General features: G+C 43.5%; 22 protein-coding genes and 1 riboswitch. Of the genes, 21 read left to right on the top strand and 1 reads right to left on the bottom strand.

Annotated features, from left to right (window positions below; translation table 11 throughout):
* The first annotated feature begins 103 nt into the window (after positions 1–103).
* The 10 genes from OGM16_17005 to OGM16_16960 all read left to right on the top strand — a co-directional run bounded on the left by OGM16_17005 (position 104) and on the right by OGM16_16960 (position 10,416).
* Positions 104–490 carry a DUF6145 family protein gene (locus OGM16_17005; GenBank protein UYJ46460.1) on the top strand — a complete coding sequence of 129 codons (387 nt, stop codon included), beginning with the start codon at positions 104–106 and terminating at the stop codon, positions 488–490.
* On the top strand, positions 480–1,448 hold the full coding sequence (dusB, locus tag OGM16_17000; protein UYJ46459.1) for a tRNA dihydrouridine synthase DusB: 969 nt from the start codon (positions 480–482) through the stop codon (positions 1,446–1,448). Before OGM16_17005 ends, dusB begins: the two co-directional genes overlap by 11 nt.
* A 326-nt stretch (positions 1,449–1,774) precedes the next feature.
* Positions 1,775–2,500 carry a GntR family transcriptional regulator gene (locus OGM16_16995; protein ID UYJ46458.1) on the top strand — a complete coding sequence of 242 codons (726 nt, stop codon included), beginning with the start codon at positions 1,775–1,777 and terminating at the stop codon, positions 2,498–2,500.
* A 207-nt stretch (positions 2,501–2,707) separates the two neighbouring features.
* Positions 2,708–3,889: a pyridoxal phosphate-dependent aminotransferase gene (locus OGM16_16990; protein UYJ46457.1), complete on the top strand. Its 1,182-nt coding sequence runs from the start codon at positions 2,708–2,710 to the stop codon at positions 3,887–3,889.
* A gap of 2 nt (positions 3,890–3,891) precedes the next feature.
* Positions 3,892–5,199 (top strand): APC family permease, encoded by a 1,308-nt coding sequence (locus tag OGM16_16985; protein ID UYJ46456.1) that lies wholly within the window; start codon positions 3,892–3,894, stop codon positions 5,197–5,199.
* A gap of 85 nt (positions 5,200–5,284) precedes the next feature.
* Complete coding sequence (locus OGM16_16980) at positions 5,285–6,544, top strand: NAD(P)/FAD-dependent oxidoreductase (GenBank protein UYJ46455.1); 1,260 nt, start codon at positions 5,285–5,287, stop codon at positions 6,542–6,544.
* The gene (locus tag OGM16_16975; protein ID UYJ46454.1) at positions 6,537–8,672 is read left to right on the top strand and encodes a molybdopterin-dependent oxidoreductase; all 2,136 of its coding nucleotides are present in this window, start codon (positions 6,537–6,539) and stop codon (positions 8,670–8,672) included. The genes OGM16_16980 and OGM16_16975 overlap by 8 nt, the downstream gene beginning before the upstream one ends.
* Positions 8,669–9,193 carry a 4Fe-4S dicluster domain-containing protein gene (locus tag OGM16_16970; GenBank protein UYJ46453.1) on the top strand — a complete coding sequence of 175 codons (525 nt, stop codon included), beginning with the start codon at positions 8,669–8,671 and terminating at the stop codon, positions 9,191–9,193. The genes OGM16_16975 and OGM16_16970 overlap by 4 nt, the downstream gene beginning before the upstream one ends.
* A gap of 206 nt (positions 9,194–9,399) precedes the next feature.
* Positions 9,400–10,083 carry an AzlC family ABC transporter permease gene (locus OGM16_16965; protein ID UYJ46452.1) on the top strand — a complete coding sequence of 228 codons (684 nt, stop codon included), beginning with the start codon at positions 9,400–9,402 and terminating at the stop codon, positions 10,081–10,083.
* Positions 10,084–10,416, top strand: a complete 333-nt coding sequence (locus OGM16_16960; protein UYJ46451.1) for an AzlD domain-containing protein — start codon at positions 10,084–10,086, stop codon at positions 10,414–10,416.
* 132 nt (positions 10,417–10,548) lie between these two features.
* Here the strand turns inward: OGM16_16960 and OGM16_16955 are convergent, their stop codons facing one another.
* Positions 10,549–11,838 (bottom strand): glycosyltransferase, encoded by a 1,290-nt coding sequence (locus OGM16_16955; protein UYJ46450.1) that lies wholly within the window; start codon positions 11,836–11,838, stop codon positions 10,549–10,551.
* A gap of 261 nt (positions 11,839–12,099) precedes the next feature.
* Here OGM16_16955 and OGM16_16950 point away from each other — a divergent pair, with 261 nt between their 5' ends.
* The 11 genes from OGM16_16950 to OGM16_16900 all read left to right on the top strand — a co-directional run bounded on the left by OGM16_16950 (position 12,100) and on the right by OGM16_16900 (position 25,976).
* Positions 12,100–12,522, top strand: coding sequence for a hypothetical protein (locus OGM16_16950; GenBank protein UYJ46449.1), 423 nt, complete (start codon positions 12,100–12,102; stop codon positions 12,520–12,522).
* Positions 12,519–13,475 (top strand): ABC transporter permease, encoded by a 957-nt coding sequence (locus OGM16_16945; protein UYJ46448.1) that lies wholly within the window; start codon positions 12,519–12,521, stop codon positions 13,473–13,475. Before OGM16_16950 ends, OGM16_16945 begins: the two co-directional genes overlap by 4 nt.
* 59 nt (positions 13,476–13,534) lie before the next feature.
* Positions 13,535–14,398 (top strand): diadenylate cyclase CdaA, encoded by an 864-nt coding sequence (gene cdaA, locus OGM16_16940; protein UYJ48499.1) that lies wholly within the window; start codon positions 13,535–13,537, stop codon positions 14,396–14,398.
* Positions 14,376–15,725, top strand: a complete 1,350-nt coding sequence (locus tag OGM16_16935; protein ID UYJ46447.1) for a CdaR family protein — start codon at positions 14,376–14,378, stop codon at positions 15,723–15,725. The genes cdaA and OGM16_16935 overlap by 23 nt, the downstream gene beginning before the upstream one ends.
* 237 nt (positions 15,726–15,962) lie before the next feature.
* Entirely contained in the window at positions 15,963–16,226 is a 264-nt protein-coding gene (locus tag OGM16_16930; protein ID UYJ46446.1) for an HPr family phosphocarrier protein, read from the top strand.
* 366 nt (positions 16,227–16,592) lie between these two features.
* Positions 16,593–18,314, top strand: coding sequence for a phosphoenolpyruvate--protein phosphotransferase (gene ptsP / locus OGM16_16925; protein ID UYJ46445.1), 1,722 nt, complete (start codon positions 16,593–16,595; stop codon positions 18,312–18,314).
* Entirely contained in the window at positions 18,314–19,621 is a 1,308-nt protein-coding gene (locus OGM16_16920) for an oligosaccharide repeat unit polymerase (GenBank protein UYJ46444.1), read from the top strand. Before ptsP ends, OGM16_16920 begins: the two co-directional genes overlap by 1 nt.
* An 807-nt stretch (positions 19,622–20,428) precedes the next feature.
* Positions 20,429–21,706 carry an aminotransferase class I/II-fold pyridoxal phosphate-dependent enzyme gene (locus OGM16_16915; GenBank protein UYJ46443.1) on the top strand — a complete coding sequence of 426 codons (1,278 nt, stop codon included), beginning with the start codon at positions 20,429–20,431 and terminating at the stop codon, positions 21,704–21,706.
* Positions 21,707–21,862: 156 nt separating this feature from the next.
* Positions 21,863–21,958, top strand: a riboswitch (purine riboswitch).
* 208 nt (positions 21,959–22,166) lie between these two features.
* Positions 22,167–24,593 carry a molybdopterin-dependent oxidoreductase gene (locus OGM16_16910; GenBank protein UYJ46442.1) on the top strand — a complete coding sequence of 809 codons (2,427 nt, stop codon included), beginning with the start codon at positions 22,167–22,169 and terminating at the stop codon, positions 24,591–24,593.
* Positions 24,594–24,607: 14 nt separating this feature from the next.
* A complete protein-coding gene (xdhB, locus tag OGM16_16905; protein UYJ46441.1) occupies positions 24,608–25,498 on the top strand; it encodes a xanthine dehydrogenase FAD-binding subunit XdhB in 891 nt (296 codons plus the stop codon).
* Positions 25,491–25,976, top strand: a complete 486-nt coding sequence (locus tag OGM16_16900; protein UYJ46440.1) for a (2Fe-2S)-binding protein — start codon at positions 25,491–25,493, stop codon at positions 25,974–25,976. The genes xdhB and OGM16_16900 overlap by 8 nt, the downstream gene beginning before the upstream one ends.
* Positions 25,977–26,125: the final 149 nt, after the last annotated feature.

Below are 26,125 nucleotides of genomic sequence, written 5' to 3'. Positions count from 1 at the left end.
CCGGTGCAGCGGACTTTAATGTGTACAGGAAAAGCTTCGAATGTGCAACGGTGTGTTTTATATGCGGGATTTATGAGTATTGTGACAGAAAGGATAAGAAAATATGACAGATAAAGTGGTGCTCTGCGGAGCTAATTCCTATGAGCAGAAATACTATTTTAACGAAGAATTCCAGTCTCTCCCACAGTCTGTAAAAGATGAGCTGCACATCATGTGTGTCCTTTTTACAGAAGATGTAGGCGGTATCCTTACTATGGAATACGATGAAAAGGGAAATCTGGACTTTCAGGTCATCTCTGAAGAGGAAGATTATCTCTTTGATGAGATCGGCAGTGTGTTAAAGATCAAGGAATACCAGGAGACAAAGAAAGAACTTCTGGAAGCTTTAGAGCTTTATTACAGGACCTTCTTTCTGGGGGAAAATGTAGACTGGGAAGAGGAAAAAGAAGATCAGGAAGGCGATGAAAAGGGAGAAACAGATGAAGTTTAAGATTGGTGATACCCTTTTAGATAACAATGTATTCCTGGCTCCTATGGCGGGTGTGACAGATCTGCCGTTTAGACTTTTGTGCCGGGAACAGGGAGCAGGCATGTCGGTAACTGAAATGGTCAGTGCAAAAGCTATTTTATACAAAAATAAAAATACAAAAGAGCTTCTGGCAGTGGATCCGGCAGAAGGTCCGATCTCTGTACAGCTGTTTGGCTCTGATCCGGAGATCATGGCGGCGATCGCAGCTCAGATCCAGGACGGGCCATATGCTGCAATTGATGTAAATATGGGATGTCCGGTGCCGAAGATCGTTAATAATCATGAAGGTTCTGCCCTGATGAAAGACCCAGCCCAGGCAGAAAAAGTGCTTACCGCCATGGTAAAAGCAGTGAAAAAGCCGATTACTGTAAAATTCCGCAAAGGCTTTAATGACCAGAGCATCAATGCCGTAGAGTTTGCAAAAATGGCAGAAAGCTGTGGAGTGGCTGCTGTGGCAGTTCACGGGCGTACCAGGGAACAGTATTATTCCGGAAAGGCAGATTGGGATATCATCCGCCAGGTGAAAGAAGCGGTAAAAATACCGGTGATCGGAAACGGGGATGTGTTTACACCTGAGGATGCAAAAAGAATGTTGGAGGAAACAGGCTGTGACGGCATCATGGTAGGCAGAGGTGCAAAGGGGAATCCCTGGATCTTTAAGCGTATCACTCATTATCTGGAAACAGGGGAGCTGCTGCCGGGACCAACGCTTATGGAAGTACGGGATATGATCCTGCGTCATGGAAAGATGCTGACAGAGTATAAGGGTGAGATGACCGCCATGCGCGAAATGCGCAGCCACATGGCCTGGTACACCAAGGGAATGCGGAATTCTGCAGCTCTGCGCTGTGAGATCAATCAGGTAGAAACCTTAGAAGGTCTGGCAGAACTTTTGGAAAAAAGAATGGAAGCAGAATAAAAACAGAATAATAGTGGCATAAAACAGAGAGCAGGCAGGACAGAAGGAAAGTCTTACCTGCTTTTTACTTTTTAAGACATAACTTATATTAATTTAATACATGTCATAAAAACAACGCAAAGCAATACATGTCCTAATTAATACAAGATGATACGGAATAAAATAAGAAAAAACGAAAAAACAGGAGGAAATTAGAAAAATGTGCCTAAAAAATGAAGGAAAAGTTGTTAAAAAGATAAAAAAACACAAAATGAACTTGACTTATATTAATACATGGTGTATGGTTATTATACCATACAGATGCAGACAGGAAAGGAGGTAATACTGTGAATAAATTATCAAATAAACCTTTATATGATCAGGTATTTGATCAGATCAAAGATATGATACGCAGTGGAACCTACCGCACCGGGGACCAGCTCCCCAGTGAAAAGGAGCTGATGGAACGTATGGGAGTCAGCAGAGTGACTGTCCGCCAGGCACTTCGCCTTTTAGCTGATGCAGGTATTATTGAAACCCGCAAAGGCAAAGGAAGTATTGTCAGTGTAGACTGGAAAAACCTGTTGGATCCTGGAGAGTTAAAAGATCAGGCGGAAAAATACTGGAATCAATTTGAACTTTCCACAAAAGCCAGAAGGCTGATAGAACCTGCAATTGCAAAGCAGGCGGCACTGATGGCTGCACCGGAAGACATTGCCAGACTGGAGCGTATTTATGAAAATGACCAGGTGGTGATCGAAGGCCCGAATCTGTATGTGGAAGAGGGAAGAGGACTCCAGTCCTTCCACGGCTGTTTATGGGAGATCGTAAAAAATCCTCTTCTGGAGCCGGTGTGGAATGCAATAGTCCTTCCTTCCAATGAGATCCGTACATTGCCTCTTATTTTTCCTGTAGATCAGGAGTTGAACAGAGAGCAGGTGCGTATCCAGCATGGTAATATTCTGGAAGCAGTGAAAAACCATGATGGTGACTATGCATATTTTCATATGCTGGTCCATTGCGACTGGATCTATAGCACATATAAGCAATATTTTGATGAATTCTGCAGATAAGCTTTAGCAGTGATCTTTGTCTATTGTTACTTTGGCTGTAATTTTCCCGGACAGTACAGGGCCCGTACCGCTGGGGATATAAGCATATACTATGAAAATGGAGACATATCCATTTAATGTACTCCCGTTTTTTCTGAACCTGCTTTTTCAGGCACAGTAAGATCGTGGGAGAACAGTTTAGTTTTACATCATTTTGGAGGTGCAGTAATGAAGTACGATTTTAATAAAGTACAGGACCGTATTGGCTCTGACTCCATTAAGTGGGAAAAACAGCTGAAATTCGGAACCAGAACAGGACTTCTTCCTTTCTGGATCGCAGATACCGACTTTGCAACATTGCCAGAAGCAGTAGAGGCAATGAAGAAACGTCTGGAGCATCCGGTTTTCGGTTATACCACTACCGGAGAGAGAACTTTGGAAACAGTAAGAGGCTGGTATAAGCGCCGTCATCAGGTAGATCTGCCTGTCAGTGCTTTTTCTCCTTCTGAAGGTGTTGTTACATCCATCTGGTTTTCCATCCGCGGCTTTACACAGCCTGGAGACGGAGTTTTAGTATTTACTCCTGTATATGACCCGTTTTTTGCTGTGATCAACAACCAGGGGAGAAAACAGGTTGACTGTCCACTGGTTTATGGCGAAGGCCGTTATGTTATTGACTGGGAAGATCTGGAAAAGAAATTATCCGGTGGAGATGTAAAGGCAATGATCTTCTGTAACCCGCACAATCCGGTAGGACGTGTATGGACAGAGGATGAGGTCAGAAAGATCGTAGAGCTGTGCAAGAAGTACTCTGTATGGCTGTTTTCTGATGAGATCCATGGGGATGTAGTTCTTTACGGACATCAGTATACTTCTGTTGCACGTTTCGCTGATGTGTATGATCATATGCTGGTTTACACTGCTATCAGCAAGACCTTTAATATGGCAGGTCTTCATTCTTCCTGCACTATTATCCCGAATGCGGAATATAAGAAGATCCAGGAGGATACACTTCGCCAGGCATGGCTGATGAGCCCGAACTGCATGGCAAACAGTGCCATTGAAGCCTGTTATACATATGGGGATGAATGGGTAGATGAACAGAATGCATATCTTACAGAAAACGCTGAATTTGTTATCAGCTATCTGAAAGAACATGCACCACAGATTAAACCTGTTAAACCAGAAGGTACTTACCTGATGTGGTTAGACTGCAGCGGACTTTCCATGACTTCCGAGGAGATGGTAAAAATCCTGGCATCTGAGTATAAGATGGCAGTAGGAGGGGGCGCAGGATATCAGGGCAATGGAGAATATTTCCTTCGCTTTAATATTGGCTGCCCAAGGGAAACTCTTGAAAAAGGTATGGAAATACTGGCACGGTTTGTGGCAGATAAGAAAGGGGTATAACAATGGACAATAAAAAACTGAATTTCTGGGAATGTATGAGCTTTTGCATCGGTCAGATCGTTGGTTCAGGTGTATTCGTATTAACTGGTATCGTAATCGGCCTGACCGGACATGGCGCACCTTATGGTTTCGTTCTGGCAGCACTGATCGCTGTATGTCAGCTGGTTCCAATGGCAACTCTGGCATCCAGTATGCCTGCAACCGGCGGTAGCTATGTGTATGCTAAAAAACTGATCGGACCAAGAGCATCTTTCGTATTTTTGATGATGTTCGTTCTCCAGCAGGTACTGATCGCAACCTTTGCCATTGGCTTTGCAAGCTATGTAGCTGTTATCTTCCCTGATGTAAATCAGAAATTAGTAGCACTTGGCGCACTGACCCTGGCAGTAGCAGTAAATATGATCGGCCTGAAGACTTCTGCAAAAGTACAGAAGTTCATGGTAGCATTATTACTTATTTCTCTGTTTATTTACATTGTATTTGGTCTTCCTAAGGTAGACTGGTCTGCACTGGCATTAAATAAAGAAAACCTTATGCCAAACGGCCCAATGAAATTCCTCCGCGGTGCTGCCATGCTTTCCTTTGCATGTGCAGGTGCTAAGTTCTTAGCTGAGAATGGCGGTGAAGTAGAAAATCCTGGAAAGACTATTCCAAAGGCTATGGTATTTTCTACACTGCTTGTTGCAATTTTTTATGCTTTAGTTGGTATTGTTGCTGCTTGTGTTCTTCCTGTTGAGGAAGTAGCTGGTGTAAATATCTCTGTAGTGGCAAAATCTGTATTTCCTGCTCCTATTTACCTGTTCTTCGTGATCGGCGGTGCGTGGTTTGCATTACTGACTACTTTAAATGGTACTTTATCATGGACTACACGTTCTCTTCAGAGGGCTGCTATGGACGGATGGCTGCCAGAGGCCTGTGCAAAGGAAAATAAGGGCGGTACACCTGTTATCCTGTTATTATTCTTCTTTGCGGTTGGTATCATTCCAATCGTAACTGGTATGAACACCTCTGATATTGCAAATATGGGTACTGGCTGTGGCAAACTGACTGACCTGTTAATGGTTTATGCATGCTTCCGTCTTCCTAAGGTATTTCCTGAGGAATACAGAAAATCTGCTCTGTACATGAGCCCTGCAAAGTTAAATGCAGCATTAGCTGTTGTATTCGTTGTACTGGCAGCTACATCTTATGTCAGCCTGTCCAGCTTAAATGCAAGACAGTTCCTGTACATTGGCTTGTTCATCCTTGCAGCAGTTGTGCTGATGTTAGTTCGTTATAAGAACGTAAAAGAAAAAATGGATCAGCAGTAATCACTGTTTGATACCGGGAAAACGCGGTGGGGGTGTTGCGGCAATAACATTCTCATCGCGTTCCCATGTTATGGGAGGTAAGACTATGAAATACGCAGTAGTAGGCTTTGGTACAGCCGGCTACCATGCAGTGAAAAAGATCCGTGAGCTGGATAAAGAGGGATGCATTGATGTATACAGCAATACAGAACGAGCCCCTTATAATCCTATGTTGACTACGTATTATGCCTTTGGAAAGCTGGAATATGAAGGAATGTTCCCGTTTGGTGATCTGGAGCAGATACAAAAAGAAGTGGATTTTAACCTTCGCAAAGAAACGGTAATAAAGGTTCACGGATCTGAGCATCTGGTAGAAACAGAAAATGGATCAGAGCAGTATGACCGCATTCTGATCGCAACAGGTGCAAGGGCATTTGCTCCTCCTGTAAAAGGACTGGAGCCTGAGGATGCATTTTTAATGCGTACAGTAGAAGATGCCCTTCGCTTTAAAGACAGACTGAAGAAAAATGATATTAAACATGCTGTTGTGATCGGTGCTTCCATGGCTGGCATCAAGGTGGTGGAAGTCCTTCATAAATATGGTATTGAAACCTGGCTTTTAGATCTGGCAAGCTATATATTTCCTCTGGCTGCTTACAAAGAGGTTGCAGAAGAGATTGAAAAGAGAGTAGAAGCCCAGGGCGTTCATTTAATGTTTGGTGTTACCATTGATCATATGGAACAGGAAAATGGGGAAAAGGTGGCTGTGCTTACAGACGGAAGCAGGATTCCTGCAGACATTGTGGGTCTGTGTATTGGTACAAGAGCCATTACAGAGACTGTTCAGGGAGAAGTGGAGATCACAAGAGGTATTGTAGTGGATGACCATATGCGTACCTCTGTTCCCGGAATCTATGCCGCAGGTGACTGCTGTGAAGGGAATAATCTGGAAAGCGGACAGAAACAGATCATCGGTCTGTGGGCAAATGCCAATCATCAGGGAGAAACTGCCGGTATTAACATGGCAGGGGGAGATGCTGTTTATAAAGGAAATATCCTTCACAATATCACCCACTTTATGAACATGGATTTTATTGGTTTTGGAGACAACCGGATGCAGGGAGAAATCCTGGAATACGGTTCGCTTTCAGAAGATCTGTATATCCGTCTGGTGCTAGACGGAAAGCGCATTGTAGGCGCTAATATTTTAGACAATTATCGTATCAGCGGCATTATAAAAAATTATATGCTGCGGCTGTTTGCAGGTGAACAGTTTGTTCTGCCGGATTATCAGCGGGCTATGCTGGTAAAAGCAGGACTTTCCGTTCCTTTTATAGATGAAGTTGAGGAGAAGATCCATGGATAGTTTAGAGGCTTTAATAAAAGCAAAGATACCGGGACCGGAGACCGGCATTGAAAAAAAGAATACAGTCTGTGCTATCTGTTCTCCGGCATATAATTGTGGTGTATGCGCTTATGTAAAAGATGGAAAAATGGTAAAGCTGGAAGGCTTGGATGAGCATCCGAGAAATAAGGGATGCCTTTGCACAAAAGGATTGTCCGGCCGTGGCTTTGCTTACAGAGAAGACCGTATAAAAACACCTCTTCGCCGTACTGGCAAAAGGGGAGAAGGAAAATTTGAACCGATCACCTGGGATGAGGCTTATAAGGAGATCGCTGAAAAGTTAAATCATATCAAAGCAGCAGATGGACCTCAGGCAGTGGCATTTTTCGGTGGGTACAATAAATGGTTCCGTCCGTGGCTGCGCCGTTTTGCCCATTCCTTTGGAACTATGAATTACGGTACAGAGTCCAGTACCTGTATGACTACTGGCTGGATGGCATGGAAAACAGCCATAGGACAGCTGGCAAGACCGGATATGTCAAATTGTGACCTGCTTCTTGGCTGGGCATTTAATCCTTATTATTCCGGTTACTTAAAGGCTCAGGGAGCAGAAGAAGCAAGATCAAGGGGAATGAAGGTCATTGTAGTAGATCCGAAGATCACACCAACTACAGAAAAAATGTGTGATCTGCATCTGCGCCCATATCCGGGAACAGACGGTGCCCTGGCATTGTGTATGGGAAATATATTGATCCGGAAAGGCTGGATCGACAAAGAATACATTGATAAATATGTTCATGGCTTTAAAGAATATGCAGAATATGCAGCTGGATTTAATGAGACCAATGTCGAAAAGCTGACAGGTGTTCCTTATGAAATGGTAGAAAGAGCCTGTGAGATGATCCATGAGAGCAAGTCTATGGCGATTAACGAAAACAGTGCCCCGATCCCGCATCATAAGAATGGGTTCCAGAATTACCGTGCTATTATGGCACTTTCTGCACTGACAGGCAACTTTGACCGTAAAGGCGGACAACTGCCGGGAGAGCATACATTTACTCACCAGATCGCAGGTTTTACTACACTGGAAGATGAATTTGCAGATGGTACAGAGCCAAAGGATACAGTTCTTCCTGTAGGAGCGACACGGTTCCCACTGTGGTATCATATGGAGCGGGAGATGCAGTGTGTGGATCTGCCAAGACAGATCCATGAGGGAACACCTTATCCTGTTAAGGCATTATTTGCAATGGGCTTAAATTACCGCATCCTTCCAGATGACCAGTATTTTAAATCCGCCATTGAAAAACTGGACTTTTTCGTAGATACAGATCTGTTTATGACAGATGCTGCCAAAATGGCAGATATTGTTCTTCCGGTATGTACTTCCTATGAAAGAGGCGAGTTAGAGACTTATCCGGGCGGTTATGCATGGCTGACTAAACCTGCTATTGACAGAGTAGGAGAAAGCAAGTCAGATGCAGAGATCTTATGTGAACTGGCAAAAGTAATGAACCTGGGGGATAAGCGCCTGGAAGAAGGCTATGAGAAGAACATTGAAGAGATTTTATCTAACCTGGATATTACTATGGATGAACTTCGTGCCAGCGATCTGCCTTTAAAGGTGCGGGGGGTAAAACCTTATGTTCCGGGAACCATCCTTGAAGAAGGCTGTAAGACTCCAACAGGCAAATTTGAGTTATACTCAGAATTGATCGCTTCTCATCCGCAGTGGCATTTAGATGCCCTTCCAACTTATTGTGAGCCAATGGATGAGGCAGATGAAACTGTATATCCATTTATCCTCTGTTCCGGCGCAAGACTGCCCAATGCTATCCATTCCCGCCTTCACAAGGTACCCTGGGTACGCAGCCTGCGGCCGGATCCAATGGCCGATATTTCCATAGAAGATGCACAGGCACTGGGCTTAAAAGAAGGAGACGACATAGAATTGTTTACAGAGAGAGGAACCATTTCTGTAAAAGCGCATCCAACACACAGAGTACAGAAAAATGTGATATTCTTCTACCATGGATATTCAGAAGCAGATGTAAATTCCCTGATGTCAGGAACTCACGTAGACCCCTATTCCGGTTTCCCGGCTTATAATTCTACCAGATGCGGTATGAGAAAGAAGGTGCAGCGTTGAAGAAATATGCAATAGATCTGGATATTACCAAGTGTATTTCCTGTGGAGCCTGCTCCGTTGCCTGCATGGACCAGAACGATTTCCAGGTAAAAGAGGGCCAGAGACCTTTCAGGAATGTATTTGACCTGGAAATGGAACAAAAAGGAAATGTAAAATACAGTCATTTGTCTTTAGCGTGTATGCACTGCAGCGATGCACCGTGCATCAGCGCATGCCCAAGTGCCTGCCTGAAAAAAGACCCAGAAACGAATCTTACAGTTTATGATACCACCAACTGTATTGGCTGCCACAGCTGCGCGATGGCATGTCCTTATGGTATTCCTTCTTTTGGCGAAAATGGCAAGATGATCAAATGCGATGGCTGCTATGTAAGAGTCCATCATGGAATGCTTCCGGCCTGCGTAAAAGCCTGTCCTGTAAAAGCATTACAGTTAGTGGATACAGAAGCAAAAGAGCCTCAGATTCCACCGGAACATTCTTTAAGGATGACAAGTGCGGGAATGCTGAAGCAGCAGGTGTAAGAAATTTTAATAGTACAGCAAAATGATGCTGCCGGGAATTAGATGAAACGATCCGATTCCCGGTAGTTTTATTATTGTAATCTCTGTTTCTGTCAGGAGATCATTGCAAGGGGCCGAAAGATGAAAAGCATACTTACCTATTGACAAAGTAGGAAATAGAAGATATGATAGGCCAAAAGAAAATGGAGTGAAAGGACATCTACGGTATGACAAAATCCCAGATCCGGAAATATGCGTTTATCAAATCCATTCCCATTATGTGCAGCTACATTTTTGTCAGTATGGCCTATGGTATTATGATGGAAGATGCAGGCTTTAAATGGTATTATTCTTTACTGGTGAGCATGACAGTGTATACAGGAGCATTCCAGTTTGTGCTTATCACATTTTTAAGCAGCGGCGCCTCTGTTATAACAGTGGCTCTTACGGCACTTCTGATGAACAGCCGCCAGAGTTTTTATAGTTTGACGTTCTTAGAAGATTTTAAGAAAATGGGAAAGCGGATGCTTTATATGATCCATACCATGACAGATGAAACTTATGCAGTAAACTGCACATTGGAACTGCCTCGGAAAGAAAAAGAGGATGCTATGTTTTTGGTGGCATTTTTCAGCCGCTGTTACTGGATGATCGGTGCTGTTCTGGGAGGAGTATTAGGGCAGCTGATCCCGTGGGATATGAAAGGAATCGACTTCTGTATGACGGCTTTATTTGTGATCATATTTATTGATCAGTGGGAGAAAACAGATAAACATACACCGGCTTTAGCAGGCTGTGGGATAGGTATTATCTGTTTGCTTATCTTTGGAGCTTCCAGTTTTATGCTTCCGGCATTGCTCATAACTTCAGGACTTTTAGTGGTATTACAGAAGAAAGGGGAGGAAGCATAAATGAATACAGAAAGAATATTGATCACGATCACAGTTTCCGCCCTGTGTACCTTTTTCCTCCGTGCCTTGCCCTTTCTGGCTTTTAGTGGAGCACAGAAGATGCCGGACTGGCTGGATCGTCTTGGAAAAACACTTCCGTCAGCAATTATGGCGGTACTGATCGTCTATTGCTTAAAAGATACAGGAAATGATGTGGTACGTATAGGATTGCCCAAAATAGCAGCAGTAGTGATCGTGGCATTATCTTATAAATGGAAACATAATACATTAGTAAGTATTGCAGTGGGAACAGCCGGATATATGATCCTTTTGCGGCTGGCAGCCATACTGTAATATCAAGGTAATAGAATTGCGAGAGGACATTAAATAAAAAGCGGTGCAGGAAGCATATCCAGACGATATGTATCCGTGCATCGCTTTTTTGTCTATTATAATATTCCTGCTGTTGGCAGGAAAAATTCGTATTTAATTTCTTTTAGAAGTGATCAGCTCTCCGGAAGTATTTCCGTGGCAGATAGGTTTCCATTCTACTTTCTTTATCAGTGCAACGGCAGAAATCGGAATGTAGGTGAACATAAAGACCGGGAATGTAAATGTATACAGGATTTTCTTAAAAGCAGAAAGATTCACCTGTTTCCATTCGCTGATCATGGTAATGATACCGTAAACTAAAAGGCTTAAGTAGAACATAACGATCGTTCTTGTAAGGAAGGAGATATTCTCAGCTGCGATCAGCCTTGCTATGTATCCAGGTTCGGTTATATAGGAAAATGCCATTCCCAGATTGATCAGGATAGCGGCAAGAGTAAAGAACATGCCAGGAGCAACAGTCATGAAAATATCATAGCAGGAGAAAGATTTCCTTCCGCCCTGGAACAGTCCCTTGATCAGTCCCCAGCTGTAATGCCAGTCTACCTGATAAAAGCCTTTGGACCAGCGCAGTCTCTGGGTCCAGGACTGTCCGAACTTTACTGGCTGTTCATCATAGATAACAGCTTTGTCACAGTAACCGATGACCTTGCCTTCAATGGCACAGTTTACAGAAAATTCGATATCTTCTGTAAGCAGATGGAATGGCCAGCCACCGTTTTCACGTATCACTTCACCGGAAACTAAAAAGCCGGTTCCGGAGATCGCACAGTTGGTTCCCAGAAGCATTCTTGGGAAGTTTAAGAAGCGTGCTTCGCGCAAGAACCATAAGCCATAACCTGCGGAAATCCAGTTTGCACCAAAGTTTTTTGAGTTGCGGTAGCTTGTAAGGGCTGCAAAATGTCCGCTGTCAAAAGTAGCATTCATCTCTTTTACAAAGTTAGGATCCACATAATTATCTGCATCAAATACGAAGTAACCATCATATATATCTTTGCCGGAAGCAGAAAGACATTTAAACAGATAATCAAGAGCATAGCCTTTTCCTACCTGCTGATGGTTGTAGCGGCGGTAGACTTTTGCACCTGCCTGTGCAGCTACCTGGGCGGTATCATCAGTACAGTTGTCTGCGATCACATAAATATCAAGGAGCTCGCAAGGGTAGTTCTGTGCTTTTAGGCTGGCGATCAGTCCGCCAATAACATTTGCCTCATTTCTTGCAGAAATGACAGCTGCATAGCGGTGGAGCTTATGAGGGCCGGTACTGCCTTTACGGTGCTTCATGAAAAGACCAAGGAGTAGATAGCCAATCTGGTAAAAATAAAATACTACAAATACCGTTGCGATCACAAAATTAAAATAATGGATCATCTGAAGCGTTTTCATAATTATACCTCTTTAATAATACTTTAAATACTTTGATCATATTTTCCTGTTTGGTTTGATTTTTTTTTCGCAGAATAAAAAATAGCATATTTTGAGAATAATACAAGCCTTGACAGGTAAATTAATAAAAAATTAATAATTGCTTCATACAATATTCAATTATGAACGGTAAAACAAAAAATTCATTTAAGGTGTCGCAAAACAAAAAAAGATGTGGTATACTAAATTGATAGCATTGGGAAGAAAATAAAGGAGTGCTTTATGCTGAATGAGGAAAAGATCCAGGCGATGACTGATCTGGCAGTATTTGAAAAGCATCAGGGCAGAAAAATCTTCCCTGTAAATCAGTTCTTTAAAAGTGATTACGTAGGAGGACAGTTATTCCGCTCTTTTTTTGGATACACCTTTAGTTTTGTGCTGATCCTTCTTATGTGGATCATGTACAAGCTGGGTGTGATCGTAAAAGGCGCTGCTATAGAAACGGTTGTGTCATGGGCAAAAAACTGGGGACTGGGTTATATAACAGGACTGGTGTTTTATCTTCTTATTACATGGAAGATTTATTCCAAACGATATGATTTTGCATCCAGAAGCCAGACTATGTATATGGCAAGGCTGAAACATCTGGAGCGCAAATTCGGGAAAGACCACGGAAAAGGAAACAGAGGAGGAGCCGCTTTATGACAGGTCTTTTGCTGTTAAAAGAGCACCTGAAAGAATTTTATAATAAATACAGTTATTGGATACGCTTTGTGGTCCGGCTGCTGCTTGTCCTGTGTACTGTTTTAAGTATGAATGCCAATATCGGTTACATGACAAAATTAAAAAATCCAGCGGTTGTGCTGTTGCTCTGTGTTTTTGGTGCACTGCTCCCGGATAGTGCCAGCGTGTTTTTAATGGGATGTGTGATGGTGGCGCATGTGTATGCAGTATCCATGGAAATGGCACTGATCACATTGATGATGATACTGGTAGTAGCAGTGCTGTATTACGGCTTCAAGCCGGGAGACAGCTGGCTTATGGTACTTACGCCCCTTGCGTTCTTGTTTAAAGTGCCGTATGCAGTGGCATTTTTAGTGGGTCTGGGAGGCAGCCTGATATCTGTGATACCAGTGAGCTGCGGCGTTTTTCTCTACTATCTTCTGATGTATATACGCCAGAATGCAGGTGTCCTTACAGGAGAAGGAAATGTGGATATCGTCCAGCGTTACAGCCAGATCATCCGGTCTGTATGCTTTAACCAGACTATGATGATAATGATCGCTGCCTGTGCAGTTGGCATTATAGTGGTATATCTGATCCACAGACTTTCTGTGGACTATGCCTGGGTTATAGCTATTGTGGTAGGAACAGTAGCCCAGCTGCTGGTTATTTTTGTAGGTGATTTTGTATTTGGTGTGTCTGTATCGGCCGGAACACTGATCTTTGGCCTGCTCGTGTCTGTGGTGCTGGCTATGATCTACAATTTCTTTTTCTTTTCTGTAGATTATACCTGTACAGAATATGTGCAGTTTGAAGATGATGATTATTATTACTATGTAAAAGCAGTTCCCAAGATGACCGTGAGCAGTACGGACGTAAAAGTACAGCGTATCAGCACAAGAAAGCGAAGTACAAAAGTGAAAGAACATAAGTAAGTATAAAAGTATATATGACCAAAGGAGGATGATAACAGGTGGAAATCTTAACAGAACTTATGATGAAAGCCTCATCCTGGCTGACATTGCTGCCGCGGATCTCCCTCCGGAATATCTTTGAGATTGCGATCATCTCGTTTCTGGTATATGAGATTCTTTTCTGGATAAAAAATACAAGGGCATGGACATTGTTAAAAGGACTTTTAGTCATATTGGTATTTTCCATTATGGCTGTTCTTTTGCGTCTGGATACGATTGTCTGGATCCTTAAAAATATTACTGCTATTGCTGTAACGGCGTTTCTGGTCGTTTTCCAGCCTGAACTTAGGAAAGCCCTGGAACAGCTGGGAAGCCAGAATCTGTTATCCGGTATTCTGGCCCAGGATGACGGCAAGATCAGTCAGGAATTTAATGACCGTACTGTGAACGAACTGGTGCGTGCCACTTTTGAGATGGCAAAGGTAAAGACAGGCGCTTTAATGGTCATTGAAAGAGGAACTTCTTTAAAGGAAATCGAAAGGACCGGTATTGAGATCAGCGGTCTGGTCACAAGCCAGCTTCTTATCAACATTTTTGAACATAATACACCGCTTCACGACGGGGCAGTAGTGATCCGGGGAAACAGGGTGGCAGCTGCTACCTGTTATCTTCCTCTTTCTGACAATATGTCTATTAACAAGGCATTGGGAACCAGGCATCGTGCAGCGGTAGGTGTCAGTGAAACAACAGACAGTCTTACTATTGTTGTTTCTGAGGAAACAGGACGGGTATCTGTTGCAGAAGGCGGAATGCTTCGCAGTGTTCCAACTGCAGAGGCACTTCGGGATATTCTTTCCGGACTGATGAAAGAAGAGCCGGTTTCTTCCAACCGGTTTAAGATATGGAAGGGAAGGTTGATCAATGGGAAAAAAGCTGACAAATAACTTAAAATTGAAGATACTTTCCGTTTTCCTTGCTTTTTTTGTCTGGCTGGCAGTGACCAACATTTCCAACCCGGATGTGACGGCCACCAAAGAGGTGCCTTTAGAGGTGCTGAATGAAGATGTACTTTCCGCAAACGGAAAAACGTATGAATTGCTCGATAACCGCAGCACTGTGACGGTAGCATATAAGGTACGCACACTGGATGCAGGAAGTATTTCTGCTTCTGATTTCAGGGCTTATATTGATCTGGCAGATATGTATGAGCCTACGGGAGCAGTGCCGGTGAAGGTAGATATAAAGAACAGTAAAGTGGATGCGGTAACTGCAAAACCGATGGTGATCCGCGTGACTACGGAAGATGTGCAGCAGAAAAAGTTTGAGCTGACCGCATATACAGAAGGAGAAACAGAGTCCGGATACAGGGAAGGAACAGTGAATATCGTACCTACCAGCATATATGTAAGCGGACCGGAATCCCAGGTGGGACGGATCAGTACAGTGGGTATTACCATCCGTCTGGACGGGGCAAATTCCGATCTTTCAGGTACAGCCCAGATCCAGTGCTTTGATGCAAATAGAAATAAGATCACTCTGGATGACCAGGTGAGCTTAAGCCGGTCAGAGGCAGACTACACTCTTTCTATCCTGAAAGTAAAGACATTGGGACTGAATTTTGAGACAGAGGGAAGAGTGGCAGACGGATACCGCTTTACAGGTATTGAGAGCAATGTAAACTCTGTTGATGTAGTAGGACTTAAGTCTGATCTGGCAGAGATAAATGCTATTAATATCCCTAAGTCAGAGTTAAATATGGACGGTGCTTCAGAGGATAAAGAAGTGATCATTGACTTGGATAAATATCTTCCGGAAAATGTGGAACTGGCTGATTCCAACAGCAAGATCCATGTAACCTTAAAAGTAGAACCTTTAGAGACCCGTACCATTGAATTAAAGACAAGTAAGATCCGTCAGGTAGGTGCATCCAGCCACTACAGCTATCAGTATGACAGAGATGCGATACGTTTAAATATTAAAGGTTTAAAAGAAGATTTAGACCAGCTGACGGAGGATTCGTTAGAGGCAGAGGTTGATGTAAGCGATATGGGTCCTGGAACCCATCCGGGAACTGTAACCTTTGAACTGGGAGCAGCGTACGAGCTGGTAAGCCAGGATGACCTTCAGATCATCGTTCATGACAGAGAACCAGGGGAAATAACGGCGGCTGCATCAGAAGAGACAGAGAGCAGCAGAGGGGAAACAACAGCTGCTGAAAGCAGCTCTGCTGCATCAAATTATACAACGGCGGCTGGGAAAGCCGTTAAGTAAGAGAAATGTCCTCTCGGAGTCTTTCCTGCACTTGCTTTTGTGGCCGATTTTCCGCCAGTCGCACCCAAATCTCATCGACGTACGTTCCACGTACGCCTCAGAAATTTGGGCACAACTGACAAAAAATCTTCTCACAAAATCAAGCACAGAAAGATTTCGAGAGAACATGAGAAATAATTAAGGGGAAAACAAGAAAAAGGCAGTTTATATGCTGCGGAAAAATCAGGAGAATCAAATATGGTAAGTGGAAAAACTGTGATCAAAAATCCATCTGGTCTTCATTTAAGGCCTGCAGGCATCCTTTGCAAAGAGGCTCTGCTGTATAAATCAAAGGTTTCTTTTAAAGTCCGCAATGTAACGGCAAATGCGAAAAGTGTGCTTAGCGTCCTTGGCGCCTGTGTAAAATGCGGAGAAGAGATTGAATTTAATTGCACTGGTCCTGATGAGGAAAAGGCACTGGCAGCAATGATCAAAATCGTAGAGGATGGATTAGGGGAATAGATAGTATGAGACCAAAGAAAAACAGGCGGCACCGCAGGTGGCATTTGTTTTTCCTGGATCATTAATAAATGAACAGCCTGCGGCAGTAAAGCCCATAGGTGGCTGTTCGCGAGTATAAAATGTCCTCCCGGAGTCTTCTATGTCCTCTCGGAGTCTTTCCTGCACTTGCCTTTGCGGCCGATTTTTCGCCAGTTGCACCCGAATTTCATTAACGTACGCACCGCGTACGCTTCAGAAATTTGGGCACAACTGACAAAAAATCTTCTCGCAAAATCAAGTACAAAAAGATTCCGAGAGAACATTTCTCACAAAATCAGGTACAGAAAGATTCCGAGAGAACATTAAAACAATAAGGAGGCAACACATATGTTTAAGGGAACAAGCGCTTCTGCCGGTATCGGCATTGGCAAAGCTGTGATCGTTGAAGAAGCAGAATTAGTGATCACAAGAAATGAGGTAGCAGATGCAGAGGGGGAGATCCAGCGCTTTAGGGGGGCTCTGGAAAAGACCATTGCAGCTACACAGAAGATGGCTGACGATCTGGCTTCCCGCGTGGGAGAGAAGGAAGCAGAGATCATGCAGGGACATATGATGCTTTTATCAGATCCCATGCTTACAGGGGAAATTGAAAGCAGCATAAGAAATGACAAGGTAAACAGCGAATTTGCCATTGAAAATGTATGCAATATGTATGCAGATATGTTCGCATCCATGGGAGATGAGCTGATGCAGCAGCGTGCCACAGATATGAGGGATATTAAGGTACGTATGCAGCGTACATTAATGGGTCTGGAGTCTGTAGATGTATCTTTACTGCCAAAAGGAAGCATACTGGTAGCAAAGGATCTGACACCTTCTATGACAGCAGGTATTAATCCGGAAAATGTTTCCGGTATCGTAACAGAGCTGGGAGGAAAAACCTCACACAGTGCTATTTTGGCAAGAGCGCTGGAGATCCCGGCAGTAGTTGCAGTAAATGGCCTGATGGATGCAGTAAAAGATGGAGATAAAGTAGTCCTTGACGGAAGCACAGGAGAAGTATTTGTAGATCCGGAAGCTTCTGTAGAAAAAGAATACGAAGAAAAGAGAAAGCAGTTTTTAAAAGATAAAAAAGAACTGGAAAAATACATTGGACAGCCTTCCGTTACGAAAGACGGCGTACAGGTAGAGATCGTTGCTAATATCGGGAAGCCGGAAGATGTAGACAAGGTTTTACAGTATGATGGAGAGGGCGTTGGTCTGTTCCGTACAGAGTTTCTGTTTATGGACCGTACTGCTATGCCTACAGAGGAAGAGCAATTTGAAGCGTACAAGAAAGTTGCTATTGCATTAAACGGTAAGCCGGTGATCATCCGTACACTGGATATCGGCGGTGACAAAGAGATCCCTTATATGGGACTGGAAAAGGACGAAAATCCATTTTTAGGTTATCGTGCCATCCGTCTGTGCCTGGACAGAAAAGAGGATATTTATAAGCCGCAGCTGAGGGCACTTTTAAGAGCCAGCGCATATGGCAATATCCGTATTATGATCCCTCTTGTAACCTGTATTGATGAGTTAAGAGAGGCAAAAGCACTGATTGAAGAGATCAAGGCTGAGTTGGATGAAAAGAACATTGCATACAAGAAAGACATCCAGGTTGGTATCATGGTAGAGACAGCAGCCGCTTCCCTGATCGCAGATATTTTTGCAAAAGAGGCAGATTTCTTCAGTATCGGTACCAATGACCTGACACAGTATACCATGTCAGTTGACAGAGGAAACAAGAAGGTTTCTTATCTGTATTCTACTTTTAACCCGGCAGTATTAAGAAGTATCCGCCATATTATTGCATGTGGACGTGAAGCCGGCATTATGGTAGGTATGTGTGGGGAAGCAGCCAGTGATCCAATGATGATCCCGCTGCTGCTTGCTTTTGGTTTAAATGAATTTAGCATGAGCGCATCCGCCATCTTGCGCGCAAGAAAGATGGTAACAGAATACAGTGTAGAAGAACTTCAGGCAGTAGCTGATAAAGCTATGAGCTTTGCTACAACTGCAGAAGTAGAAGACTACATGAGAAAGTTTGTGGAGAAGATTACAGGTTAATGATAGTTTATCTTATTTGTTATGGAATCAGTTTTATTCTGGCCTGGCAGCACTTATATGTGCTGTCCGGCCTTGTTTTAGTTGGAGCAGCTATATGGCTGTATATCAGAGATTATATCCGGACAGGAAACCTGATCCACCTTCGGGGGCTGTTCTGCCTGTTTTTTATAGGAGGACAGGGAGTCTCCTGCTTTAAGCTTTCCTATCTCCAGACAGACTGGCTTCTTATTACCTGGGTCAGTTTTTTTGTGGCAGTTATGGCCTTCTGGTGGGTATTTGAGGTGCTGACCAGGATGTATGATGGCTGGAGTGCTTCGGATATGGGATCTGTATACAAATATTACTCATCTGCAGACTCACCTTTGCAGGCAAACCGCATTCTGATCTCCATGACTGTGATCACCCTGGTATCTGTATCAGCTTTTGCTTTTGAGGCATGGAGACTGGATTTTGTGCCAATGTTTTCCTATGGTGTACCACACGCTTATTCCTATTTTCACATTAAAGGAGTCCATTATTTTACTGTATCCTGCGTACTGGTTCCAAGCCTTTCTGTGGTATACAGTCTGATGATAGCAAGAAGAGGAAGGGGACTGATACGGTATAAAGGCTTCTGGCTGGCAGTGGTCTGCGATATTATGGCAGTGATGATCCCGCTTTTATGCGTTTCCCGTTTCCAGTTGATACTGGCAGTGGGGATGGCTGTATTTACCTACATTTCCATGACAGGAAGCTTCAGCCTGATCTATGTGGGCGTGCTCCTTGTGGCACTGATCCCGGCTTATGTGGCACTGACAGTGCTGCGCAGCCATAGCGTAGAATACTTAAACGGCATTTTTGAGATGAAAAACAGCCATATGCCAATCTTTATAACCCAGCCATATATGTATATTGCAAATAATTACGATAACTTTAACTGTATGGCGGCGGAGTTAAAACATTTTTCCTTTGGACTTAAGGGCCTGTTCCCATTATGGGCGCTGACCGGACTTAAGTTTATTTTCCCGTCACTGGCAGATTTTCCTCTGTTTGTAACAAAAGAGGAGCTGACTACAGTAACATTGTTTTACGATGCTTTTTATGATTTTGGTGTTGTGGGAATGATATTTTTCGGCGGTCTTTTAGGAGGCTGCTGTTATCTGCTGGGCCGTTTCAGGAGAAAACTCACCTGTCCTGCAGGTCATGTGATCTACGCCCAGATCGCTATGTATATGATGCTGTCTTTCTTTACCACCTGGTTTTCCAATCCTACCACCTGGTTTTACCTGATCATTTCCGGGATCGTGTATGTGTATGTGAATTCATAATGGTTGAAAAGTAAATCAATTCAGCCACCAAATGGGGTTATATATACTCAAAAGCAGGATTACTAGTGCATCGTTTCGTAAATAACTGTACTAATCACGTAGGATGCGGATTTGAGTGTGCAGGTCTAAAAACGCAGGCGTAGCGGGCTACGCTGAGGCTTTTAGACCTGTGCAATCAGATTCGCAGACAAGTGAGTGGTATAGTTATTTCGAAAACGATGTACTAGTGTGCATGTTCCATATGATCAACAGACCAAAACGGTTGGTTGAAGAGCTTTTATGACTGGAATATAATGATGATACCAGGGTCAAAAGGTCTAAAATCCGATGAGGGCTTGCATGAAGGAGGATTTTTGAACTTGGGACCCGCCAAAAACATGAGTAAGGAGCCATTTTTTGAAGAAAAATGAGCGGATTACGAATGTTTTTAGAATTGCGGGAGTGCAAAGCACGTAGCAATTCGGTATCAGAGGGGTCAAAATACCTTTTGACCCCAACATCATAATGATGTAAGTGTCAAAAGTATAAATTGCGTTTGTGCTCGCACAAATAAGCAATTTGTACTTATTGACACGCCGAACACCGAAAACGAAATAAAATGGTGTGAACATGCCATTTTATGGGAGTTTGAGGTGTTCGAGGATTGCGGGAATTGCATAGCAATGGAGCAATCCGGTTACATCAGTGAGTGGCAAAATTTACTTTTGACACTCACATCATATAATGTAATAAGCGCAGCAGAGTGCAGCAGCGCAGGGAACCTGAGCCTGTATGCACTAATTTACCAAAATTACGAGGAGAAGGAATATGAAAAAGAAACAATCATTAGATACCATTTGCATTCAGGGCGGCTGGCAGCCGAAGAACGGAGAACCGAGACAGCTTCCAATCTATCAGAGTACCACTTTTAAATATACCACCAGCGAACAGATGGGACGTCTGTTTGATCTGGAAGAGAATGGTTATTTCTATACAAGACTGGCAAATCCTACCAATGACGCAGTAGCAGCAAAAATCTGTGAGTTGGAAGGCGGCGCAGGTGCTATGCTTACATCTTCCGGTCAGGCAGCTAACTTCTATGCTGTGATGAATTTATGCCAGGCAGGTGACCATGTAGTCAGTTCTGCAGCTATTTATGGCGGAACTACGAACCTGTTTACAGTTACCATCCCTAAAATGGGTGTAGAGTGTACTTTGGTAAGCCCGGATGCGTCAGAAGAAGAGCTGGCAGCAGCTTTCCGCCCAAATACCAAGGTATTATTTGCTGAGACCATTGCAAATCCGGCGCTGACTGTTCTGGATATTGAAAAATTTGCAAAAGTAGCTCATGAACACGGTGTACCTCTGATCGTGGATAATACGTTCGCAACTCCTATTAACTGCCGTCCTTTTGAGTGGGGGGCAGATATCGTTACCCATAGTACCACCAAGTACATGGATGGACATGCGATGACTGTAGGCGGCTGTATTGTGGACAGCGGAAATTTTGACTGGGAAGCTCATCACGACAGATTTACCGGTTTAACAGAGCCGGATGAGTCCTACCATGGCATTATCTATACCCAGAAATTTGGAAAACTTGCTTATATCACCAAGGCAACTTCCCAGCTGATGCGTGATCTGGGATCCATCCAGTCCCCACAGAATGCATTTTTGATTAATGTAGGTCTGGAAACACTTCATCTTCGCATGCCAAAGCACTGTGAAAATGCCTTAAAGGTGGCAGCTTATTTAAAATCCAGGGAAGATGTTGCATGGGTCAACTATCCGGGACTGGAAGGAGATAAGTATTACGAACTGGCGAAGAAATATATGCCAAATGGTACCTGCGGTGTTATTTCCTTTGGATTAAAGTCCGGAAGAAAAGGTGCAGCAGACTTTATGGATAAGTTAAAGCTTTGTTCCATTGAAACTCACGTTGCTGACTCCCGTACAGCAGTTCTTCATCCTGCAAGCCATACCCATAGACAGCTGACAGATGAGCAGTTAGTAGAAGCAGGCGTAGACCCGTCTATGATCCGCCTTAGTGTAGGTATTGAAGGTGCAGACGATATTATTGAGGATATCCGGCAGGCTCTGGAATAGACAAAATGAAAGAAATGCGTTATTTTTTGTCAAGAATAGCGATTAAACATCAATAAAAACAGATAAAATTGTGCAATATGCACAAACACAATAAAATATTTTTGAGACTTTTCAATCTAGACTAAAAAAATAGTTAGATGTATAATGTAGACAATCAAATAAACCAATTGTCTGATATGTATATCCTGGGGATTGGCCCAGAGTCTCTACCAACTACCTTAAGAGTTGACTACATAGTTTATGTAGTCAGCTCTTTTTTTCTACCCTCAGGGTACGTTTTCCGTAACTATCCTGTAAGCATCTGCGATGGGGTTTGGCAGGTCAAAATTGGGAAGTGGAAAGAGCTGTTTTTCATCAGATAGGAGATGTCCTCTCAGGTACAGCAGACAAAAAACTTCTCACATGATCAGGTACAGAAAGATTCCGGGAGAACATAAGGTTAGTAAAGGAGGAAGTGTTTATGAAAGTTGTAGGTCAGGGATTAAACCGTGTCGATGCATATGGAAAAGTAACTGGCGAAGCAAAGTACAGTGCGGATTTAGAGCCAAGAGATATCCTTCATGGAAAGGTGATCCATTCTACCATTGCAAATGGTCTTGTAAAAAGCTTTGATCTGACAGAAGCATTAAAAGTTCCTGGTGTTGTAAAGATCCTTACCTGTTTTGACGCGCCGGACTGCCAGTTTCCAACTGCAGGCCATCCGTGGAGCGTGGAGGCAAAACATCAGGACATCTGCGACAGAAGAGTATTAAACCAGAGAGTAAGACTGTATGGAGATGATATTGCTGCAGTTGTAGCGGAAAACGAGGTGGCAGCTGCGCAGGCAGCCCGTCTGGTAAAGGTAGAATATGAAGAATATGAGCCTATCGTTACTGTAAAGGCAGCTATGGCACCGGAGGCAACACCACTGCATCCGGATATTCGTAAAGACAATGTGATCGTTCACTCCCATATGACTATGGGGCAAAAGGATTTTACCTTTGAGGATGGCTTAAAACAGGCAAAAGAAAAATACAAAGAGGAAGATCTGGTGGAGATCAATGAAGTATACGATACACCACGTATTTCCCATTGTCACATTGAACTTCCTGTTTCCTGGGCTTATGTAGACGTAAACGGAAAAGTGACTATTGTTTCTTCTACCCAGATCCCTCATATTGTACGCCGCTGTACATCACAGGCCCTGGGTATTCCTATCGGTAAAGTCCGCATCATCAAACCATATATTGGCGGTGGATTTGGAAATAAGCAGGATGTGCTTTATGAACCGTTAAATGCATTCCTTACAATGAGTGTAGGAGGAAGACCTGTAAGGCTGGAGATCAGCCGTGAGGAGACTATTTCCGGAACCAGGACCCGCCACGCTATTGAAGGTGTATGCCGCGGCCTGGTAACAAAGGATGGTACCGTTCTTGCAAGACAGTTAGAGGCTTATGCAAACAACGGAGCTTATGCTTCCCATGGCCACGCTATCTGTGCAAACTGCGGAAATGTATTTAAGGATCTGTACAGAGACCGTTTAGGTGCCCAGATCGATTGCTGGACCGTTTATACCTCTTCACCAACAGCAGGGGCTATGCGTGGGTATGGCATCCCGCAGGCAGCATGGTTTACAGAATGTCTTACTGATGATATGGCAACAGCCATTGGCATGGATCCTTATGAATTCCGTATGAAGAACTGTATGGAGGATGGTTTCGTGGATCCTGCAAATGGTATCACCTTCCATTCATATGGTTTAAAGAAATGTATGGAAGCAGGAAAGAAATATATCCACTGGGATGAGAAGAGAGAAGCATACAAGAACCAGACCGGTCCAGTAAGACGTGGTGTGGGAATGGCCATTTTCTGTTACAAAACAGGTGTACATCCAATTTCTCTGGAGACATCTTCAGTACGTATGGTATTAAACCAGGACGGATCTATTCAGGTATCTATGGGTGCTACAGAGATCGGACAGGGCGCAGATACTGTATTTAGCCAGATGGCATCTGAGACCACTGGTATTTCCTTTGATAAGATATTTATCGTATCTACACAGGATACAGACCTTACGCCATTTGATACAGGTGCTTATGCTTCCAGACAGACCTATGTATCAGGTATGGCCTGCAAGAAATGTGCTGTTGAATTAAGACACCGTATTCTGGATTATGCTGCATACATGTTAAATCATGATGTGACAGACCTTTCTAAGACTATATATGCAGATCAGGTAAAAGAAGCAGCCCAGAAGCTGCGTAAAGTGCTGGGACTGCTTCCTGAAGATGAGATTAAAGAGGATATGTTAGATATCGTTGACAGCAAGATCGTTGTACATGGTGGTGATCCGGTTCTCTTTGATGTGGCAGTGGTAGCAGATACAGCCTTTTACTCATTGGATAAATCCATTCATCTGACAGCAGAAGTGACTAATCAGTGCCTGGATAATACCTTCTCCTCCGGCTGCTGCTTCGTAGATGTAGAAGTAGATATGCCATTAGGACTGGTAACAGTAAAGGATATCGTCAATGTTCATGATTCCGGTATCCTGATCAATCCAAAGACAGCAGAAGCACAGGTTCATGGTGGTATGAGCATGGGTCTTGGATTTGGACTTTCAGAGGAATTATTAGTAGATGAAAAGACAGGACGTCCATTAAATAACAATCTGTTGGATTATAAGATCCCTACTGCTATGGATGCACCGGATCTTCATGTAGAGTTTATCCAGTTAGATGATCCTACAGGCCCTTATGGAAACAAGGCATTAGGCGAACCGCCTGCAATTCCTACTGCACCTGCAGTAAGAAATGCCATCTTAAATGCTACAGGTGTCCATATGAATGTAAGTCCTATGACAGCACAGAGACTGATTGAAAAATTCAAGGAAAAAGGTCTGATCTAGGGAGGTGAATGAGTATGTTTGATATTAAATCATTTTATGAAGCAAAAGATGTAAAGGATGCAGTAGAAGCACTGGTACGGGAGCCTGAGGCAGAAGTCATCAGCGGCGGTACTGACGTACTCATCCGTGTAAGAGAGGGAAAGGATGCAGGAAGAGCACTGGTATCCATCCATAATATCAAAGAATTAAAAGGTGTAAAAATCCTAGAAAACGGAGATCTGTGGATCGGGGCTGCAACCGCATTTTCACATATTACCAATGACCCGACTATCCAGAAGCTGGTTCCCATGTTAGGAGAAGCAGTGGATATGGTAGGAGGACCGCAGATCCGTAATACAGGTACTATTGGCGGAAATATCTGTAATGGTGCTACATCTGCTGACTCTGCAGCAAGTATGTGGACATTAAATGCACTGATCCAGTTAGAAGGACCGGAAGGACACAGAGAAGTGCCGATCCATGAGTTTTATACAGGACCAGGACGTACAGTAAGAGACAGATGTGAGGTCTGCACAGGCTTTATCATCAAAAAAGAGGATTATGAAGGCTGGTATGGACAGTATATTAAATACGGAAAGCGTAAAGCCATGGAGATCGCAACCTTAGGCTGTGCAGTACGTGTAAAATTATCTGCTGATAAAAAGATGATTGAAGATGTAAGACTGGGATATGGGGTTGCCGGACCTACACCTTTAAGATGTCATGCAGCAGAAACGTATTTAAAAGGAAAGACTGTTTCTGACAAAGAGGCAGCAGCAGAGTTTGCCAGGCTGGCACTGACAGAAGTAAATCCAAGATCTTCCTGGAGAGCTTCTAAAGAGTTCCGCCTTCAGTTGATCGAGGAACTGGCAAAACGAGGACTGGCAGAGGCTATAAGAAGAGCGGGAGGTGAAGAGAATGCTTAAGATCATTCATATGACAGTAAATGGAAAGGAAACAGAACTTGCAGTGGATGAGAGGGAATCTCTTCTGGATACACTGCGTAATCGTTTAGGACTTACATCCGTAAAAAAAGGATGTGAAGTAGGAGAGTGTGGTGCCTGTACTGTGCTGGTTAATGGAGAGGCCATTGACAGCTGTATATATCTCACTATGTGGGCAGACGGCAAGAGCGTGATGACTGTAGAAGGATTAAAGGGGCCAAACGGGGAATTGTCCCCAATCCAGAAAGCATTCATTGAGGAAGCCGCTGTACAGTGCGGATTTTGTACTCCGGGTCTGATCATGAGTGCGGTAGAGATTGTAGGAACAGGAAAAAAATATAACAGGGAGGAGCTGAAGAAACTGATCTCCGGGCATCTGTGCCGCTGCACAGGATATGAGAATATCTTAAATGCCATGGAGCGTATTGTGGAGGAGGTTTACAAGGTAAGCCATTCATAAACAACCGCTTGTAAAAGCAGACAGAAGAGTAAAAGCCCACAAAGAATAAAAATCCATTCTGTTTTTTGGGGAAAGACAGTAATGAAACCTGAAATCGCCTGTAAGAACAGGCAAATGTGCGCGAAAGCGCGGGGTTACGAATTTGGTGT

The sequence above is a fragment of the Lachnospiraceae bacterium genome (assembly GCA_025758065.1).
In the GTDB taxonomy this organism is placed as follows: Bacteria; Bacillota; Clostridia; order Lachnospirales; family Lachnospiraceae; genus Enterocloster.
The sequence above is the reverse complement of the archived record's forward strand: the minus strand, read 5'-3'. Positions and strand labels throughout refer to the sequence as shown.

Excerpts from the sequence above, each read along its gene's own strand:
- xdhB (UYJ46441.1), top strand. The coding sequence starts at position 24,608 with ATGTTTGATATTAAATCATTTTATGAAGCAAAAGATGTAAAGGATGCA.
- OGM16_16915 (UYJ46443.1), top strand. The coding sequence starts at position 20,429 with ATGAAAAAGAAACAATCATTAGATACCATTTGCATTCAGGGCGGCTGG.
- dusB (UYJ46459.1), top strand. The coding sequence starts at position 480 with ATGAAGTTTAAGATTGGTGATACCCTTTTAGATAACAATGTATTCCTG.
- OGM16_16960 (UYJ46451.1), top strand. The coding sequence starts at position 10,084 with ATGAATACAGAAAGAATATTGATCACGATCACAGTTTCCGCCCTGTGT.
- OGM16_16980 (UYJ46455.1), top strand. The coding sequence starts at position 5,285 with ATGAAATACGCAGTAGTAGGCTTTGGTACAGCCGGCTACCATGCAGTG.
- OGM16_16975 (UYJ46454.1), top strand. The coding sequence starts at position 6,537 with ATGGATAGTTTAGAGGCTTTAATAAAAGCAAAGATACCGGGACCGGAG.
- OGM16_16985 (UYJ46456.1), top strand. The coding sequence starts at position 3,892 with ATGGACAATAAAAAACTGAATTTCTGGGAATGTATGAGCTTTTGCATC.
- OGM16_16990 (UYJ46457.1), top strand. The coding sequence starts at position 2,708 with ATGAAGTACGATTTTAATAAAGTACAGGACCGTATTGGCTCTGACTCC.
- OGM16_16920 (UYJ46444.1), top strand. The coding sequence starts at position 18,314 with ATGATAGTTTATCTTATTTGTTATGGAATCAGTTTTATTCTGGCCTGG.
- OGM16_16910 (UYJ46442.1), top strand. The coding sequence starts at position 22,167 with ATGAAAGTTGTAGGTCAGGGATTAAACCGTGTCGATGCATATGGAAAA.
- OGM16_16930 (UYJ46446.1), top strand. The coding sequence starts at position 15,963 with ATGGTAAGTGGAAAAACTGTGATCAAAAATCCATCTGGTCTTCATTTA.
- OGM16_16900 (UYJ46440.1), top strand. The coding sequence starts at position 25,491 with ATGCTTAAGATCATTCATATGACAGTAAATGGAAAGGAAACAGAACTT.
- OGM16_16945 (UYJ46448.1), top strand. The coding sequence starts at position 12,519 with ATGACAGGTCTTTTGCTGTTAAAAGAGCACCTGAAAGAATTTTATAAT.
- OGM16_16935 (UYJ46447.1), top strand. The coding sequence starts at position 14,376 with ATGGGAAAAAAGCTGACAAATAACTTAAAATTGAAGATACTTTCCGTT.
- OGM16_17005 (UYJ46460.1), top strand. The coding sequence starts at position 104 with ATGACAGATAAAGTGGTGCTCTGCGGAGCTAATTCCTATGAGCAGAAA.
- ptsP (UYJ46445.1), top strand. The coding sequence starts at position 16,593 with ATGTTTAAGGGAACAAGCGCTTCTGCCGGTATCGGCATTGGCAAAGCT.
- OGM16_16965 (UYJ46452.1), top strand. The coding sequence starts at position 9,400 with ATGACAAAATCCCAGATCCGGAAATATGCGTTTATCAAATCCATTCCC.
- OGM16_16955 (UYJ46450.1), bottom strand. The coding sequence starts at position 11,838 with ATGAAAACGCTTCAGATGATCCATTATTTTAATTTTGTGATCGCAACG.
- OGM16_16950 (UYJ46449.1), top strand. The coding sequence starts at position 12,100 with ATGCTGAATGAGGAAAAGATCCAGGCGATGACTGATCTGGCAGTATTT.
- cdaA (UYJ48499.1), top strand. The coding sequence starts at position 13,535 with ATGATGAAAGCCTCATCCTGGCTGACATTGCTGCCGCGGATCTCCCTC.